At 49.5% G+C, this 16,634-nt stretch carries 17 protein-coding genes; 7 read left to right on the top strand and 10 right to left on the bottom strand.

Features of this window, described 5'->3' with window-relative positions:
* Nucleotides 1-11 precede the first annotated feature (11 nt).
* On the top strand, nt 12-485 hold the full coding sequence (gene trmL, locus QUF14_RS22125) for a tRNA (uridine(34)/cytosine(34)/5-carboxymethylaminomethyluridine(34)-2'-O)-methyltransferase TrmL (protein WP_000932361.1): 474 nt from the start codon (nt 12-14) through the stop codon (nt 483-485).
* 52 nt (nt 486-537) lie between these two features.
* Here trmL and cysE read toward each other — a convergent pair whose 3' ends face one another.
* The 5 genes from cysE to QUF14_RS22150 form a co-directional block, all read right to left on the bottom strand.
* Entirely contained in the window at nt 538-1,359 is an 822-nt protein-coding gene (cysE, locus tag QUF14_RS22130) for a serine O-acetyltransferase (protein WP_001277561.1), read from the bottom strand.
* A 79-nt stretch (nt 1,360-1,438) separates the two neighbouring features.
* Nucleotides 1,439-2,458 carry an NAD(P)H-dependent glycerol-3-phosphate dehydrogenase gene (gene gpsA / locus QUF14_RS22135; protein ID WP_001076194.1) on the bottom strand — a complete coding sequence of 340 codons (1,020 nt, stop codon included), beginning with the start codon at nt 2,456-2,458 and terminating at the stop codon, nt 1,439-1,441.
* Nucleotides 2,458-2,925: a protein-export chaperone SecB gene (gene secB, locus QUF14_RS22140; protein ID WP_000003377.1), complete on the bottom strand. Its 468-nt coding sequence runs from the start codon at nt 2,923-2,925 to the stop codon at nt 2,458-2,460. Before secB ends, gpsA begins: the two co-directional genes overlap by 1 nt.
* A gap of 62 nt (nt 2,926-2,987) precedes the next feature.
* On the bottom strand, nt 2,988-3,239 hold the full coding sequence (gene grxC / locus QUF14_RS22145; protein WP_000024392.1) for a glutaredoxin 3: 252 nt from the start codon (nt 3,237-3,239) through the stop codon (nt 2,988-2,990).
* Nucleotides 3,240-3,380: 141 nt separating this feature from the next.
* Nucleotides 3,381-3,812 carry a rhodanese-like domain-containing protein gene (locus QUF14_RS22150; protein WP_001156181.1) on the bottom strand — a complete coding sequence of 144 codons (432 nt, stop codon included), beginning with the start codon at nt 3,810-3,812 and terminating at the stop codon, nt 3,381-3,383.
* 244 nt (nt 3,813-4,056) lie between these two features.
* Here QUF14_RS22150 and gpmM point away from each other — a divergent pair, with 244 nt between their 5' ends.
* From gpmM to QUF14_RS22165, 3 genes are read left to right on the top strand one after another with little or no spacing between them, the layout of a single operon-like run.
* Complete coding sequence (gpmM, locus tag QUF14_RS22155) at nt 4,057-5,601, top strand: 2,3-bisphosphoglycerate-independent phosphoglycerate mutase (protein WP_001353573.1); 1,545 nt, start codon at nt 4,057-4,059, stop codon at nt 5,599-5,601.
* 33 nt (nt 5,602-5,634) lie between these two features.
* Complete coding sequence (envC, locus tag QUF14_RS22160) at nt 5,635-6,894, top strand: murein hydrolase activator EnvC (protein WP_000196244.1); 1,260 nt, start codon at nt 5,635-5,637, stop codon at nt 6,892-6,894.
* A gap of 3 nt (nt 6,895-6,897) precedes the next feature.
* Nucleotides 6,898-7,857: a divergent polysaccharide deacetylase family protein gene (locus QUF14_RS22165; protein WP_000483827.1), complete on the top strand. Its 960-nt coding sequence runs from the start codon at nt 6,898-6,900 to the stop codon at nt 7,855-7,857.
* On the opposite strand, the gene waaH is transcribed toward QUF14_RS22165, so the two are convergent.
* The 3 genes from waaH to kbl form a co-directional block, all read right to left on the bottom strand.
* Nucleotides 7,844-8,878, bottom strand: coding sequence for a UDP-glucuronate:LPS(HepIII) glycosyltransferase (gene waaH, locus QUF14_RS22170; RefSeq protein WP_000982074.1), 1,035 nt, complete (start codon nt 8,876-8,878; stop codon nt 7,844-7,846). The genes QUF14_RS22165 and waaH overlap by 14 nt on opposite strands.
* A gap of 237 nt (nt 8,879-9,115) precedes the next feature.
* Nucleotides 9,116-10,141: an L-threonine 3-dehydrogenase gene (tdh, locus tag QUF14_RS22175; RefSeq protein WP_000645982.1), complete on the bottom strand. Its 1,026-nt coding sequence runs from the start codon at nt 10,139-10,141 to the stop codon at nt 9,116-9,118.
* Nucleotides 10,142-10,154: 13 nt separating this feature from the next.
* Nucleotides 10,155-11,351: a glycine C-acetyltransferase gene (gene kbl / locus QUF14_RS22180; RefSeq protein ID WP_001213834.1), complete on the bottom strand. Its 1,197-nt coding sequence runs from the start codon at nt 11,349-11,351 to the stop codon at nt 10,155-10,157.
* Between the two features lie 213 nt (nt 11,352-11,564).
* Between kbl and rfaD the strand changes: the two genes are divergently transcribed.
* From rfaD to rfaC, 3 genes are read left to right on the top strand one after another with little or no spacing between them, the layout of a single operon-like run.
* Entirely contained in the window at nt 11,565-12,497 is a 933-nt protein-coding gene (rfaD, locus tag QUF14_RS22185) for an ADP-glyceromanno-heptose 6-epimerase (protein WP_000587764.1), read from the top strand.
* Between the two features lie 9 nt (nt 12,498-12,506).
* Entirely contained in the window at nt 12,507-13,553 is a 1,047-nt protein-coding gene (rfaF, locus tag QUF14_RS22190) for an ADP-heptose--LPS heptosyltransferase RfaF (protein ID WP_000699259.1), read from the top strand.
* Between the two features lie 3 nt (nt 13,554-13,556).
* On the top strand, nt 13,557-14,516 hold the full coding sequence (gene rfaC, locus QUF14_RS22195; protein ID WP_001264575.1) for a lipopolysaccharide heptosyltransferase RfaC: 960 nt from the start codon (nt 13,557-13,559) through the stop codon (nt 14,514-14,516).
* Between the two features lie 47 nt (nt 14,517-14,563).
* On the opposite strand, the gene QUF14_RS22200 is transcribed toward rfaC, so the two are convergent.
* Both QUF14_RS22200 and QUF14_RS22205 read right to left on the bottom strand, forming a co-directional pair.
* Nucleotides 14,564-15,817: an O-antigen ligase family protein gene (locus tag QUF14_RS22200; protein WP_100733897.1), complete on the bottom strand. Its 1,254-nt coding sequence runs from the start codon at nt 15,815-15,817 to the stop codon at nt 14,564-14,566.
* 34 nt (nt 15,818-15,851) lie between these two features.
* A complete protein-coding gene (locus QUF14_RS22205; RefSeq protein ID WP_001052920.1) occupies nt 15,852-16,625 on the bottom strand; it encodes a glycosyltransferase family 25 protein in 774 nt (257 codons plus the stop codon).
* Nucleotides 16,626-16,634 lie beyond the last annotated feature (9 nt).

Raw genomic sequence — 16,634 nt, forward strand, 5'->3', positions numbered from 1 at the left:
AAGGGGGCAGTATGCTAAACATCGTACTTTACGAACCAGAAATTCCGCCAAATACTGGCAACATCATCCGTCTTTGCGCCAACACCGGCTTTCGCCTGCATATCATCGAACCGATGGGATTTGCCTGGGACGATAAGCGCCTGCGCCGTGCGGGGCTGGACTACCACGAATTTACCGCCGTTACGCGCCATCATAACTATGCCGCGTTTCTTGAGGCTGAAAACCCGCAGCGTCTGTTTGCCCTCACCACGAAAGGTACGCCTGCTCACAGCGCCGTAAGTTATCAGGATGGCGACTATCTGATGTTTGGCCCGGAAACACGCGGCCTGCCCGCGAGCATTCTCGATGCCCTGCCCGCTGAACAAAAAATTCGCATTCCAATGGTGCCGGACAGCCGCAGCATGAACCTGTCCAATGCGGTGTCGGTCGTGGTGTATGAAGCCTGGCGGCAGCTGGGGTATCCGGGAGCGGTGTTGAGAGATTAGTTACTGTATGCCGGATAGATGATTACATCGCATCCGGCACAATCACAGGACGTCAGATCCCATCCCCATATTCAAACGTATGGTTAATGCCGTTGAAATGCTGATCCATATCCATTGATGGCTTATCGCTGTCTGGTTTACCGACAATGCGTGCCGGAACGCCAGCGGCGGTGGTATGTGGCGGTACCGGTTGCAGCACCACGGAACCTGCGCCAATCTTCGCACCGCGACCAACTTCAATATTACCGAGAATTTTCGCACCTGCGCCAATCATCACGCCTTCACGAATTTTCGGGTGACGGTCGCCGCCAGATTTTCCCGTACCGCCAAGGGTAACGGATTGCAGAATCGACACGTCATTTTCAATCACCGCAGTTTCACCCACCACAATGCCCGTCGCGTGGTCGAGCATGATACCGCGACCAATTTTTGCCGCCGGATGAATATCCACCTGGAACGTCACAGATACCTGGTTTTGCAGAAAAATAGCCAGCGCGCGACGGCCCTGATTCCACAGCCAGTGACCGATGCGATACGCCTGCAAGGCGTGAAAACCTTTCAGATATAACAATGGGGTTGAGTATTTATCGACTGCAGGGTCGCGGGTACGCACTGCCTGAATATCACAGGCCGCAGAAGCAATCATTTCCGGGTCGGCGGCGTAGGCTTCTTCCACCACTTCGCGGATAGCAATGGCAGGCATAATTGGCGATGACAGCTTGTTCGCCAGCATGTAGCTCAGTGCACTGCCCAGGTTTTCGTGCTTGAGTAGCGTCGCGTGGTAAAAACTGGCCAGCATTGGCTCACAGTCCGCCAGGGTTCTGGCTTCAGCTTTAATATTGTTCCAGACAATTTCCAGTTCTTCACACGACATTGCTTACTCCACACGATGAGATAATGACCGGCCCGTTCTGCGCGGGCCGGGTCATAGCGGTAACAAAGGTTCCCTGGGTTTAGTGGCTGCTGCGCTCGTCCTTGCGTGCACGACCTAGTAAAGTCAATGCTGCCTCGCGCGCGTTTTTTCCGCAATATAATACTTGATAAATTTCCTCGGTTATTGGCATTTCAACGCCGAAGCGATGCGCCAGTTCGCGGACTTCTTTCGTATTGCGGTAGCCTTCCACCACCTGACCAATTTTCTCCTGCGCGCTTTGTACATCCATGCCCTGACCGAGCATCATGCCAAAACGGCGGTTACGCGACTGGTTGTCGGTACAGGTAAGTACCAGATCACCCAGCCCCGCCATGCCCATAAAGGTGGCAGGATCGGCCCCCAGCGCCGCGCCAAGACGCGACATCTCAGCCAGCCCACGAGTGATCAGCGCCGTACGCGCATTCGCACCAAAACCGATACCATCGGACATCCCCGCGCCAATGGCAATGACGTTTTTCACCGCGCCGCCAAGCTGCACACCAATGAAATCCGGGTTGCTGTAAACGCGGAAACTTTTGCCGCAGTGCAGCAGTTGCTGGAGATCATCAGCAAAGGTCTGGTCGGTAGAGGCCAGCGAAATGGCCGTCGGTAAACCTGCCGCCAGTTCTTTCGCAAACGTTGGGCCAGAGATAACCGCCAGCGGAATTTGATCGCCTAACGCCTCACGCGCCACGTCCTGTAACAAACGTCCGGTTTCCGCTTCCAGACCTTTGGTCGCCCACACCAGACGCGCATCAGGGCGCATCAGCGGTTTAATCTGGCGCAGCACTTCCCCAAAGACATGGCTTGGCACGACGACAAGAATATTACGGCTGGCTGCCAGTGCGGTAGCGAGATCGCTTTCAAGATGGAGCGTATCGGGAAAAGGCACATCGGGGAGAAACGCGGCGTTACAGCGGTCGCGTTCAAGCGTCGCGATATGTTCAGGGTCATGGCCCCAAAGAACAACCTCGTGGCCATTTCTTGCCAGGGTGATGGCAAGAGCAGTGCCGTACGAGCCGGCACCGATCACAGTCATTGAAGCATTACGTTGGTTCATCAGGCATCCTGATGTTCTTCAGTACCTTCGCCAGCCTGCTGCTGCAAATAGTTCATGAACAGCGCATCGAAGTTAACCGGCGCAAGGTTCAGTTGCGGGAATGTACCGCGGGATACCATGCTGGTGATGCACTCACGAGCATACGGGAACAGAATGTTCGGGCAGTACGCGCCCAGGCAATGTGCCATCTGGGTGCCTTCGATACCCGCGATGGAGAAAATACCGCCCTGCTGAACTTCGCACAGGAACGCAGTTTCTTCGCCCAGGGATGCCGTTACGGTAACACGCAGTACCACTTCGTAAACGTCATCTGCCAGTTGAGAAGATGCCGTATCAAGATCAAGTTTAACTTCTGGCTGCCAATCTTTCTGGAAAACGTGCGGCGCGTTTGGCGCTTCGAAAGAGATATCCTTGGTATAAATACGTTGGATCTGGAAAGTCATTTCAGTGTTGTTTTGTTCTGACATGTGTAGAAAACCCTTAAGTGTTGTCCTTCAATACTGCACAATGTAATGCCAACGTTCACACGTTATTTCAGCAGGGGATCCAGTCCACCACGTGCATCCAATGCATACAAGTCATCACAGCCGCCAATGTGCTGTGCGTCAATAAAAATCTGGGGAACCGTGGTGCGACCGCTGCGTTTGATCATCTCTTCACGCTTAGCGGCGTTGCCATCGATCGGCAACTCCTGAAAACTCACACCCTTGCTGCTCAGCAGTGCTTTCGCACGATGGCAATACGGGCAGGTTTCTTTGGTATAGATTTCAACATTGGCCATAAATTAGCTCCTGTTTTTTTACCCTGAAATTTCATGTTGCAGGGCGGCAGCAAAATGGAGTGTCCCCAGAAGCTTATAACAATAAGTCTCAGGGGGCCTAATTGCAGCTAACGGCCTGCATCATGAAAGACGACAGGTAAATTATTTGCCGCGCACCAGAGGCAAGTTTTCACCAGCCCAGCCAGCGACGCCCTCTTTCAGCACGAATACTTGCGCAAAACCTGCTTTCGTCAGCGCGTTTGCAGGCTCCTGGCACTGCATGCCAGAACCGTCTACCACGATAACCGGCTTGTCTTTGTGCTTCTCAAGCTCACCAACATTATTGGCTTTGATTTCGCTCGGCAACAGATTGATAGAACCTGCGATATGGCCTTTACGGAAGTCATCACGCTGACGTAAATCCACAACCACAGCGTCTTCTTTGTTGATCAGACGTGTAGCTTCACCACGAGTAATCACCTTCACTTTCGAGGTCAGGCTCTTAAACGTAGTCACAAGAACCGCCACCAGTAACGCGATCCAGGCGATACTCAGTATGGGATGACGGCCAACAAATTGCATAATTTCTTGCATGGGGGGTAACAACTCCCGACGTAGTGATTAAAAAAACCAGGAAAGGAGTATACCTGCGCGGTGCGGCAAATACAGCCAGCGCGTTAACTGGAATGCAATTTTGCGGGGCGCTACGAAAAAAAAGCGTAAATCTGGCATCGGCTTGCCGCGAGCGGTCGTATATTTTGATCTTCAGAGGCTATTTTATCGATTCAGCTGTAGTAAAATTACGCAAATTTTGACTCTTGAGTATGAGGTTGTCGCAATGTCGGTTTCTAAAAAACCTATGGTACTGGTGATTCTGGATGGCTATGGCTATCGCGAAGAACAGCAGGATAACGCCATTTTTAGTGCTAAAACCCCGGTAATGGATGCACTGTGGGCCAATCGTCCGCATACCCTGATCGACGCTTCAGGTCTGGAAGTCGGTCTGCCTGACCGTCAAATGGGTAACTCCGAAGTAGGCCACGTTAACCTGGGTGCCGGCCGCATCGTGTATCAGGACCTGACTCGTCTGGACGTTGAAATCAAAGATCGCGCTTTCTTCGCTAATCCGGTGCTGACTGGTGCGGTAGATAAAGCGAAAAACGCAGGCAAAGCAGTACACATTATGGGGCTGCTCTCCGCAGGTGGTGTACACAGCCACGAAGATCACATCATGGCGATGGTAGAACTGGCAGCGGAACGCGGCGCAGAAAAAATCTACCTGCACGCATTCCTTGACGGTCGCGACACCCCGCCGCGCAGTGCTGAATCCTCGCTGAAAAAATTCGAAGAGAAATTTGCCGCGCTGGGCAAAGGCCGCGTAGCGTCCATCATTGGTCGTTACTACGCAATGGACCGCGACAATCGTTGGGATCGCGTTGAAAAAGCGTATGACCTGCTGACGCTGGCGCAGGGCGAATTCCAGGCCGACACCGCTGTTGCCGGTTTGCAGGCTGCTTATGCTCGCGACGAAAACGACGAATTCGTGAAAGCGACCGTTATCCGTGCTGAAGGCCAGCCAGACGCGGCAATGGAAGACGGCGATGCGCTGATTTTCATGAACTTCCGTGCTGACCGCGCGCGTGAAATCACTCGTGCTTTCGTGAACGCTGATTTCGACGGCTTCGCGCGTAAGAAAGTGGTTAACATCGATTTCGTGATGCTGACCGAATACGCCGCTGATATCAAAACTGCGGTTGCTTACCCGCCAGCTTCTCTGGTTAACACCTTCGGCGAGTGGATGGCGAAAAACGACAAAACTCAACTGCGTATTTCCGAAACCGAAAAATATGCTCACGTCACTTTCTTCTTTAACGGTGGTGTAGAAGAGTCGTTCAAAGGCGAAGACCGCATTCTGATCAACTCGCCGAAAGTGGCAACTTACGACCTGCAGCCAGAAATGAGCTCCGCAGAGCTGACCGAAAAACTGGTTGCGGCCATCAAGAGCGGCAAATACGACACTATCATCTGTAACTATCCTAACGGCGACATGGTAGGTCACACCGGGGTGATGGAAGCAGCGGTTAAAGCCGTTGAAGCGCTGGATCACTGCGTGGATGAAGTTGCGAAAGCGGTTGAGTCTGTAGGTGGACAACTGCTGATCACCGCTGACCACGGTAACGCTGAACAGATGCGCGATCCGGCAACGGGTCAGGCGCACACAGCGCACACCAACCTGCCTGTTCCGCTGATTTACGTTGGCGATAAGAACGTGAAAGCGGTTGAAGGCGGCAAACTTTCTGACATCGCGCCGACCATGTTGTCGCTGATGGGTATGGAAATCCCGCAAGAGATGACTGGTAAGCCGCTGTTCATCGTGGAATAATCCCTCCCCATGAGGGGAAAGGCGATTAATACCATGACACGGGCCGTGAAACCGCGCAGGTTTGCAATCAGGCCCATCATCTACGCCAGCGTTCTTAGCGCTGGCGTATTGTTGTGCGCCTTTTCCGCCCACGCGGATGATCGCGACCAACTCAAATCTATTCAGGCCGATATCGCCGCGAAAGAGCGCGCGGTACGCCAAAAGCAACAACAACGCGCAAGCCTGCTCGCACAATTGAAAAAGCAGGAAGAAGCGATCTCTGAAGCCACTCGCAAGCTGCGCGAAACGCAAAACACACTCAATCAACTGAATAAACAGATTGATGAGATGAACGCGTCGATTGCCAAACTGGAGCAGCAAAAAGCCGCTCAGGAACGCAGCCTCGCCGCACAACTGGATGCCGCATTCCGTCAGGGCGAGCATACTGGTATTCAGCTGATTCTTAGCGGTGAAGAAAGCCAGCGTGGTCAGCGTTTACAGGCTTATTTCGGTTATCTCAACCAGGCGCGACAAGAAACCATTGCTCAGTTGAAACAAACGCGTGAAGAAGTCGCTATGCAACGCGCCGAGCTGGAAGAGAAACAGAGCGAGCAACAAACACTGTTATATGAGCAGCGAGCCCAACAGGCGAAGCTGACCCAGGCGCTGAACGATCGTAAAAAGACGCTGGCTGGGCTAGAGTCTTCCATCCAGCAAGGTCAACAACAGTTGAGCGAGCTGCGCGCCAACGAATCTCGTCTACGTAACAGCATTGCCCGTGCGGAAGCGGCGGCGAAAGCGCGTGCTGAACGTGAGGCGCGCGAAGCCCAGGCGGTTCGCGACCGTCAGAAAGAAGCGACGCGCAAAGGCACCACCTACAAACCGACCGAAAGCGAAAAATCGCTGATGTCCCGAACTGGTGGCCTGGGCGCGCCGCGTGGTCAGGCATTCTGGCCGGTTCGCGGGCCGACGCTGCATCGTTATGGCGAGCAGCTACAGGGTGAGCTGCGCTGGAAAGGGATGGTGATTGGTGCTTCTGAAGGTACTGAAGTTAAAGCGATTGCCGACGGTCGGGTGATTCTGGCTGACTGGCTGCAAGGCTACGGTCTGGTGGTGGTGGTTGAGCATGGTAAAGGCGACATGAGTCTTTACGGCTATAATCAGAGCGCACTGGTGAGCGTTGGTTCGCAGGTTCGCGCGGGCCAGCCAATTGCACTGGTGGGCAGCAGTGGCGGTCAGGGTCGGCCTTCACTCTATTTCGAAATTCGCCGCCAGGGTCAGGCGGTCAATCCACAGCCGTGGTTGGGAAGATAAGTTTTGTTTCCATTTCGTCGTAACGTTCTTGCATTTGCCGCTCTGTTGGCGCTCTCCTCCCCCGTAATTGCTGGCAAACTTGCCATCGTCATTGATGATTTTGGGTATCGCCCGCACAACGAAAACCAGGTGCTGGCGATGCCTTCCGCTATCTCCGTCGCTGTATTACCCGATTCACCGCACGCCAGAGAGATGGCGACCAAAGCGCATAACAGCGGTCACGAAGTGTTGATTCATCTGCCTATGGCACCACTGAGTAAACAGCCGCTGGAGAAAAATACGCTGCGCCCGGAGATGAGCAGCGACGAAATTGAGCGCATTATTCGTAGTGCGGTCAATAACGTGCCCTATGCCGTGGGGATCAACAACCACATGGGTAGCAAGATGACCTCTAACCTGTTTGGTATGCAGAAAGTGATGCAGGCACTGGAGCGTTACAATCTTTACTTCCTCGACAGCGTAACCATCGGTAATACCCAGGCGATGCGCGCCGCGCAAGGCACTGGCGTGAAGGTTATTAAACGGAAGGTGTTCCTCGACGATTCACAGAACGAAGCAGACATCCGTGTGCAGTTTAATCGTGCAATTGACCTGGCGCGTCGCAACGGTTCGACCATTGCCATTGGGCATCCTCACCCTTCAACGGTACGCGTGTTGCAACAGATGGTTTATAACCTGCCGCCAGACATTACACTGGTGAAAGCCAGCAGCTTGCTGAATGAACCGCAGGTTGATACTTCTACACCGCCGAAAAACGCTGTGCCTGATGCACCGCATAATCCGTTCCGTGGCGTGAAACTGTGTAAACCGAAGAAACCGCTGGAACCGGTTTATGCTAATCGCTTCTTTGAAGTATTAAGCGAAAGCATCAGCCAGAGCACGCTGATCGTTTACTTCCAGCATCAGTGGCAAGGCTGGGGCAAGCAGCCCGAAGCGGCAAAACTTAACGCTAGCGCAAATTAAAGGCGCTACGCGTAATGCGATGGTGCGACCGCGTTTTGTCGCGCCATTGCCATAAGCGGAAAGACCACAGTAACGCCTGATAACCCACCTTTATGCTGCGTACATTGGAAATCAGGCGCTTATACATACCGGAAGTAAATATCTCAGCAATCATCCGTTGGCGGGTAATAATATCTGGCTCTTTACGTACCGCATGGCAAACACGTAATGCTTCGTAAGTTATTTGTTGATGAAATTCCGGGTAAATCACTATTCTGTCTGCGTAATCGCGATTTAACTTTTCCAACAGTCGGGTAATCTTAATATAGTGGCGTTGATAATTAAGGTTTTTATTTCCCTGTCTATTCAATCGGCTCACTGACGTATTATGCAAATAATATTTATATAACGATTGCTCGGTATATCGCACGCGTTGCGCGTTAAACATAAATTCTGTTGTCCAGACAATATCCTGATGATGTAATCCGGCAATAAATTTAATGTTATTTTTAACAATGACATCACGACGATAAACCCCCATCCAGACAACGTGAGTCCAACGGCGGGAAGAAAGCCCCATCCGCAACCAATCAGGGCCGGTTAATACGCCGGTTGAGCGAAGGCGATCGCTGGGGATGGATTGCCAGGTTTCTCCCGTTTCACGAAAACACCAGTCAGCGTTGCACTGCGCCACGTCGAGGTCGTCCTCTAACGCCATGGTCATCAGCGTTTCGTACATAGTGGGATAGACCTCATCGTCAGCATCGACAAAAGCGACATATTTACCCGTCGCCACCTCGATCCCACGATTACGCGCCACCGATGCGCCAGCATTCGCCTGATGCAACAAACGAACGTGCGGATAGTTTTCTGCGTAATGCTTTGCTATTTCAACAGAATTATCCGTTGAACCATCGTTAATAATAATGATTTCCAGAGCAGTCCAGGTTTGCGCGATTAAAGATTCCATGCAAGTACGGAAATCATCTCCCGCATTATATAACGGGATAATAACACTGAGTTTATTGGTGCTGTTCATCATAAATACCGACGACCTCTGAAGTTATCCTGATGTTTTACAGGCTTTGTATTAAGAAACCATTAAGCCTGTGAGATATTATTTTTACAGGTGAGAGAGTCACTTCAGGGTAGAGAGATAATGAGAGCAGCTATATAAGAGATCAGCGCAATTACGAACTCTTTATTACACTGACAGGATTTTACATATTTAACGGATTATCCTCAGGAAAAAGGGCTGGAATACCAGCCCTTGTTCGTGTTAATCCCAGCTCAGAATAACTTTCCCGGACTGGCCCGAACGCATAGCGTCAAAGCCCTTCTGGAAATCATCGATAGAGAAACGATGGGTAATGATCGGCGAGAGATCGAGGCCAGACTGAATCAGCGCCGCCATCTTGTACCAGGTTTCAAACATCTCACGACCGTAAATACCTTTAATGAACAAGCCTTTAAAGATCACTTTGGTCCAGTCGATAGACATATCAGACGGCGGAATACCCAGCATCGCAATGCGACCGCCGTGGTTCATGGTGTCGAGCATGGTACGAAACGCTGGCGGCGCACCGGACATTTCCAGACCGACATCAAAGCCTTCGGTCATGCCCAGTTCTGCCATCACATCATTGAGGTTCTCTTTAGCGACGTTAACCGCACGGGTGATACCCATTTTACGCGCCAACTCAAGGCGGTATTCGTTAACATCAGTAATCACCACGTTACGTGCACCAACGTGTTTCGCCACCGCCGCCGCCATAATACCAATCGGGCCTGCACCAGAGACCAGCACATCCTCGCCCACCAGATCAAACGACAGCGCGGTATGCACGGCGTTACCGAAGGGATCAAAAATGGAAGCCAGATCATCGGAGATATTGTCGGGGATTTTGAAAGCGTTGAACGCCGGAATCACCAGATATTCGGCGAAGCAGCCCGGGCGATTAACACCAACGCCTATCGTGTTGCGGCACAAATGGGTACGGCCACCACGACAGTTGCGGCAATGACCACAAGTGATATGGCCTTCGCCAGAAACGCGATCGCCGATCTTGAAGCCTTTCACTTCCTGACCGATGCCAACCACCTCACCGACATATTCATGGCCTACAACCATCGGTACTGGGATGGTTTTTTGCGACCACTCATCCCAGTTATAGATGTGAACGTCAGTCCCGCAGATGGCTGTTTTACGGATTTTAATCAGCAGATCGTTATGTCCGAGTTCCGGTTCAGGAACGTCGGTCATCCAGATGCCCTCTTCCGCTTTCAGTTTGGATAACGCTTTCATCTCACATCCTCACTCAGGCGATTACGCCCAGTTGTTTACCAATACGCGTGAACGCTTCTACCGCACGCGTAATTTGCTCAGGGGTATGCGCCGCAGACATCTGGGTACGAATACGCGCCTGACCTTTCGGAACGACCGGATAGAAGAAACCGGTGACGTAAATGCCCTCTTTTTGCAGTTCACGTGCAAATTTTTGCGCCACTACAGCATCGCCAAGCATGACCGGTATAATGGCGTGATCGGCACCCGCCAGGGTAAAGCCCGCCGCCGACATTTGCTCACGGAACTGACGCGCGTTCGCCCACAGACGGTCACGCAGCTCGCTACCCGCTTCAACCATCTCCAGCACTTTGATAGACGCCGCAACAATGGCCGGTGCCAACGAGTTGGAGAACAGGTACGGACGAGAACGCTGGCGCAGCCACTCAACCACTTCTTTGCGCGCCGCGGTATAACCACCAGAAGCCCCGCCCAGCGCTTTACCGAGCGTGCCGGTGATAATATCGACCCGGCCCATCACATCGCAGTATTCATGGGAACCACGACCATTTTCACCGACAAAACCAACGGCGTGGGAGTCGTCTACCATCACCAGGGCATCGTATTTATCTGCCAGATCGCAAACACCTTTCAGGTTGGCAATCACGCCGTCCATCGAGAACACACCATCGGTGGCAATCAGCACATGACGCGCACCGGCTTCACGCGCTTCTTTCAGACGTGCTTCCAGCTCCTGCATATCGTTGTTGGCATAACGATAGCGTTTAGCTTTGCACAGACGCACACCATCAATAATAGACGCGTGGTTCAGTGCGTCGGAGATAATGGCGTCTTCCGCGCCTAACAGCGTTTCGAACAGGCCACCGTTAGCATCAAAGCAGGAAGAGTAGAGAATCGCATCTTCCATCCCCAGGAAGGCCGCCAGTTTTTGTTCAAGCTCTTTATGGCTGTCCTGAGTGCCGCAGATAAAACGTACTGAAGCCATGCCGAAACCATGAGAATCCATTCCCGCCTTTGCTGCCGCAATCAGATCCGGATGATTCGCCAGTCCGAGATAGTTATTGGCACAAAAGTTAATGACGTGGCTTCCATCAGCCACCGTGATGTCTGCTTGTTGCGCAGACGTAATAATGCGCTCTTCTTTAAACAACCCTTCCGCCCTTGCGGTTTCCAGATCGTTGGTTAACTGCTGATAAAATTCTCCACGCATTGCGATTCTCCAGACAGGGCAAATTCCAGCACATATTACCCAAACTTATAGGTTGCGACGAGATGACGCGTTAACACTTCTGCAAAATTCAGGATAAATAACGTCCATCAATCTCACTTTTGGCGAATGGCTGAAGCGAACGCCGTGTAGTGATATGATAGAAGCATTCGTGTCTGAGATTGTCTCTGACTCCATAATTCGAAGGTTACAGTTATGATCATCGTTACCGGCGGCGCGGGCTTTATCGGCAGCAACATCGTTAAGGCCCTGAATGATAAAGGCATCACCGATATTCTGGTGGTGGACAACCTGAAAGACGGCACCAAGTTTGTGAACCTGGTGGATCTGAATATCGCGGACTATATGGATAAGGAAGACTTCCTGATCCAGATTATGGCTGGCGAAGAGTTCGGCGATGTCGAAGCGATTTTCCACGAAGGCGCGTGCTCTTCCACCACCGAGTGGGATGGCAAGTATATGATGGATAACAACTATCAATACTCCAAAGAGCTGCTGCACTACTGTCTGGAACGCGAAATCCCGTTCCTGTATGCCTCTTCCGCGGCCACTTACGGCGGTCGCACCTCCGACTTTATTGAATCCCGCGAGTACGAAAAACCGTTGAACGTCTACGGTTACTCAAAATTCCTGTTTGATGAATATGTTCGCCAAATCCTGCCAGAAGCGAACTCGCAGATTGTTGGCTTCCGCTATTTCAACGTTTATGGACCGCGTGAAGGCCATAAAGGCAGCATGGCGAGCGTCGCTTTCCATCTCAACACTCAGCTTAACAACGGTGAATCACCGAAGCTGTTCGAAGGTAGCGAGAACTTCAAACGTGACTTCGTCTATGTGGGCGACGTGGCTGATGTGAATCTGTGGTTCCTGGAAAATGGCGTTTCCGGCATCTTCAACCTCGGCACCGGTCGTGCAGAATCCTTCCAGGCAGTAGCAGATGCTACGCTTGCTTATCACAAGAAAGGCCAGATCGAATACATTCCGTTCCCGGATAAACTGAAAGGCCGCTATCAGGCGTTCACTCAGGCAGATCTGACGAATCTGCGCGCGGCGGGTTACGACAAACCGTTCAAAACCGTTGCTGAAGGTGTAACGGAATACATGGCCTGGCTGAATCGCGACGCATAAGAGCTCTGCATGAAAATACTGGTGATCGGCCCGTCTTGGGTTGGCGACATGATGATGTCGCAAAGTCTCTATCGCACGCTCCAGGCGCGCTATCCCCAGGCGATAATCGACGTGATGGCACCGGCATGGTGCCGTCCGTTATTATCGCGGATGCCGGAAGTTAACGAAGCTATCCCTATGCCTCTCGGTCACGGTTCGCTGGAAATCGGCGAACGCCGCAAACTGGGTCATAGTCTGCGTGAAAAGCGCTACGACCGCGCCTACGTCTTACCCAACTCCTTCAAGTCCGCATTAGTGCCTTTCTTCGCGGGTATTCCTCATCGCACCGGCTGGCGCGGCGAGATGCGCTACGGTTTACTTAACGATGTACGCGTGCTCGATAAAGAAGCCTGGCCGCTAATGGTGGAACGCTATGTCGCGCTGGCCTATGACAAAGGCATTATGCGTACCGCACAAGATCTGCCGCAGCCATTGTTATGGCCGCAGTTGCAGGTGAGCGAAGGTGAAAAATCATATACCTGTAATCAATTTTCGCTCTCATCAGAACGTCCGATGATTGGCTTTTGCCCCGGAGCGGAGTTTGGTCCGGCAAAACGCTGGCCACACTACCACTATGCGGAGCTGGCAAAGCAGCTGATTGATGAAGGTTATCAGGTGGTTCTGTTTGGCTCGGCGAAAGATCATGAAGCGGGCAATGAGATTCTTGCCGCTTTGAATACCGAGCAGCAGGCATGGTGCCGGAACCTGGCGGGGGAAACACAGCTTGATCAAGCAGTTATCCTGATTGCAGCCTGTAAAGCCATTGTCACTAACGATTCTGGCCTGATGCACGTTGCGGCGGCGCTCAATCGTCCTTTGGTTGCCCTGTATGGTCCGAGTAGCCCGGACTTCACACCGCCACTATCCCATAAAGCGCGCGTGATCCGCCTGATTACCGGCTATCACAAAGTGCGTAAAGGTGACGCTGCGGAGGGTTATCACCAGAGCTTGATCGACATTACTCCCCAGCGCGTACTGGAAGAACTCAACGCGCTATTGTTACAAGAGGAAGCCTGACGGATGCGGGTTCTGATCGTTAAAACATCGTCGATGGGCGATGTTCTCCATACGCTGCCCGCACTCACTGATGCCCAGCAGGCAATCCCAGGGATTAAGTTTGACTGGGTGGTGGAAGAAGGGTTCGCACAGATTCCTTCCTGGCACGCTGCCGTTGAGCGAGTTATTCCTGTGGCAATACGTCGCTGGCGTAAAGCCTGGTTCTCGGCCCCCATAAAAGCTGAACGCAAAGCGTTTCGTGAAGCGCTACAAGCAGAGAACTATGACGCAGTTATCGACGCTCAGGGGCTGGTAAAAAGCGCGGCGCTGGTGACGCGTCTGGCGCATGGCGTAAAGCATGGAATGGACTGGCAAACCGCACGCGAACCTTTAGCCAGCCTGTTTTACAATCGTAAGCATCATATTGCAAAACAGCAGCACGCCGTAGAACGCACCCGCGAACTGTTTGCCAAAAGTCTGGGCTATAGCAAACCGCAAACCCAGGGCGATTATGCCATTGCGCAGCATTTCCTGACGAACCTGCCGACAGATGCTGGCGAATATGCCGTATTTCTTCATGCAACAACCCGTGATGATAAACACTGGCCGGAAGCACACTGGCGAGAGTTGATTGGTTTACTGGCAGATTCAGGGATTCGCATTAAACTTCCGTGGGGCGCGCCGCATGAAGAAGAGCGGGCAAAAAGACTGGCGGAAGGATTTGCTTATGTTGAAGTATTGCCGAAGATGAGTCTGGAAGGCGTTGCCCGCGTGCTGGCCGGGGCTAAATTTGTGGTGTCGGTGGATACGGGGTTAAGCCATTTAACGGCGGCACTGGATAGACCCAATATCACGGTTTATGGACCTACCGATCCGGGATTAATTGGTGGGTATGGGAAGAATCAGATGGTTTGTAGGGCTCCGCTAAAGAGTTTAAATAATTTAGAAGCAGCGGCTGTTTATAAAGAAATTACATTGATTTAATAAATAGTAAGTGGGCATTATACCCACTTACTTAATCAACATTTTTATTATTGTGGTTCTTTTTTACTCAAAAGCGATATAGACAGGAAGAGGCACACAATCCACGATGCCGGTATTGGTTTAGCATGCGTAATGACATCACTAATGCCAAATAACATAATAGAAGCAGGGAAAACCAAAAGTATATATTTTTTCTCCCGGATACAGTAGTAGATCATTGCAACATAGAACATAATAAGAACAAGAAGACCAATTTTCCCTTTCGTGGAAAGAGCTTCAACAATTTCATTATGCATATGTACATCAAGGAATAATAAAGCTCCACTATAAATATTATTTTCTGCACTTAATGCTTTTATCTTTTCAGCACGCTGCTCAAGAGATTGCCAATTAAAACCATCAGGACTTCCTTTAATTCCTGCATTAACCATTGCAAAACGTGCTCCGACCGAGGATTGACTGTTATTTTTTGTAGCATATGAAATAACATCAGCTTTTAATGAATTAATTCGCCTCTCAATTTCCTTATTAAATATCAAACCACAAGCAAGTAGCAATATAAAAACACCACTCAATCCTTTAAATAAAAACACTTTTTGATCACGATGCTGAAGAAATAATATGACCATAATCATAAGTGGGAATGTGAAAATTGCCGCACGCGTTCCTGTCATCATTACTGCTGCAAAGCTTAAAGCAAAGTTAGCATAAAATAGAAACCATTTATATTTCGATTGCATTTTGATGAATACAATTGAAGAATATAAAGTAGTGAATGTAATCACATAAGCCGCAATAGTCGCTGCCCCCATCTGACCAATATTCCCATTCATGGCGGAGAGGGGAATGCGGTCTGCATGCAAATATATCCCTTGATAATATGCTCTACATAGCATGATTATTTGAACTAAGATAGCTGAAATAAAATGTAGCTTTTCATTTTGCCTGAATTTATTTTTACTTAGTAATAAAAATGTCAACGAGCTAAATACTAATAGTTTTCCAGACTCAAGATAGCCTCGATAAGCATTTCTATATACTACATCTTCTGTTTTATAAAACTCATACCATATCAGGTTCATTGCACCCAAAAGAAGTAAGCCAAGAATTAATATAATGATATTTTTATTATAATTATGCTTGTTATTTACAATTAATAAAAAAAGAGAAAATGCACCTGTAGCATTAATTATTTTAGTGGTAATATTTAGATCAATTGGCACAAACAACAAACCGATTAAATATAATAAAAAAATAAAATTACAGCTATTATTTCGAAATTGCTCAATTTTTACTTCCACGTTAATATCTCACAATAAATTGAAATTAACAATCTCATTTCAAAAGAGAAAAAAAAGCCACCTTTATCCAGGAACGTATAAACTTCATTTTTTTCTGAAGCCTTGTCCTGGGTTGTTTTTTTTCCGATATTAAAAGCCTTTCACTTTCAAGGTGACTATTAAACTCATTTAAAATAGGATGTAATATTATTTCGTCTAAATAAAAATCTTTTATAATATTATGTTGATGCATTAACTTCCAGCTATCAGCTCGATAGGTGCCATAATCCTTTGTCAATTTGAGCAACTTTAGTGCCATATCGTTATTCATCAAATATGAACATGTACGACGAATTTTATTTTTATTAAAATTAACACGACGAAAAATACAAGTACTTACCTTAACTTTACTAAAAAGGCTTTGCCCCAATACTGGATAATCATGTAATCCTTTCTGACCTCCAAGCAAATACAAATTATTATGTTTTAACTTGTCTTTTTCAGAAGGATTAAAGTATTGAAGAAAATTTTTAAATTTCTCATTGACGATAACATCGTCCTCTAGAATGACTGCCCATTCTATATTTTTATCTATCATATCCTGATATATAAGCTGATGACTTAACGTACAAGCAATTTCTCCATCAGTCATTTCTGCGCCGACACCACTTAATCTCATTTTATTAATAATTTCTTTATTTTGAGGATCTTTAGCATCTATGGCATCAAAAAAATCAAAATTAATGTTTAATCGATGAAAGACATCATTTATTTTATTTCTTCGCTCAATATCTCTTTTAAGTGAGACAATATAAATGGGCAAGTTCATTAAAAAATC

Origin of the sequence: Escherichia sp. HH091_1A (assembly GCF_030295175.1) — a bacterium.
Lineage (GTDB): Bacteria > Pseudomonadota > Gammaproteobacteria > Enterobacterales > Enterobacteriaceae > Escherichia > Escherichia coli_F.

Coding starts and splice junctions, on each gene's coding strand:
- envC (WP_000196244.1), top strand. CDS start 5,635: ATGACACGGGCCGTGAAACCGCGCAGGTTTGCAATCAGGCCCATCATC.
- rfaD (WP_000587764.1), top strand. CDS start 11,565: ATGATCATCGTTACCGGCGGCGCGGGCTTTATCGGCAGCAACATCGTT.
- grxC (WP_000024392.1), bottom strand. CDS start 3,239: ATGGCCAATGTTGAAATCTATACCAAAGAAACCTGCCCGTATTGCCAT.
- rfaC (WP_001264575.1), top strand. CDS start 13,557: ATGCGGGTTCTGATCGTTAAAACATCGTCGATGGGCGATGTTCTCCAT.
- gpmM (WP_001353573.1), top strand. CDS start 4,057: ATGTCGGTTTCTAAAAAACCTATGGTACTGGTGATTCTGGATGGCTAT.
- QUF14_RS22205 (WP_001052920.1), bottom strand. CDS start 16,625: ATGAACTTGCCCATTTATATTGTCTCACTTAAAAGAGATATTGAGCGA.
- waaH (WP_000982074.1), bottom strand. CDS start 8,878: ATGATGAACAGCACCAATAAACTCAGTGTTATTATCCCGTTATATAAT.
- secB (WP_000003377.1), bottom strand. CDS start 2,925: ATGTCAGAACAAAACAACACTGAAATGACTTTCCAGATCCAACGTATT.
- trmL (WP_000932361.1), top strand. CDS start 12: ATGCTAAACATCGTACTTTACGAACCAGAAATTCCGCCAAATACTGGC.
- tdh (WP_000645982.1), bottom strand. CDS start 10,141: ATGAAAGCGTTATCCAAACTGAAAGCGGAAGAGGGCATCTGGATGACC.
- cysE (WP_001277561.1), bottom strand. CDS start 1,359: ATGTCGTGTGAAGAACTGGAAATTGTCTGGAACAATATTAAAGCTGAA.
- QUF14_RS22150 (WP_001156181.1), bottom strand. CDS start 3,812: ATGCAAGAAATTATGCAATTTGTTGGCCGTCATCCCATACTGAGTATC.
- gpsA (WP_001076194.1), bottom strand. CDS start 2,458: ATGAACCAACGTAATGCTTCAATGACTGTGATCGGTGCCGGCTCGTAC.
- rfaF (WP_000699259.1), top strand. CDS start 12,507: ATGAAAATACTGGTGATCGGCCCGTCTTGGGTTGGCGACATGATGATG.
- kbl (WP_001213834.1), bottom strand. CDS start 11,351: ATGCGTGGAGAATTTTATCAGCAGTTAACCAACGATCTGGAAACCGCA.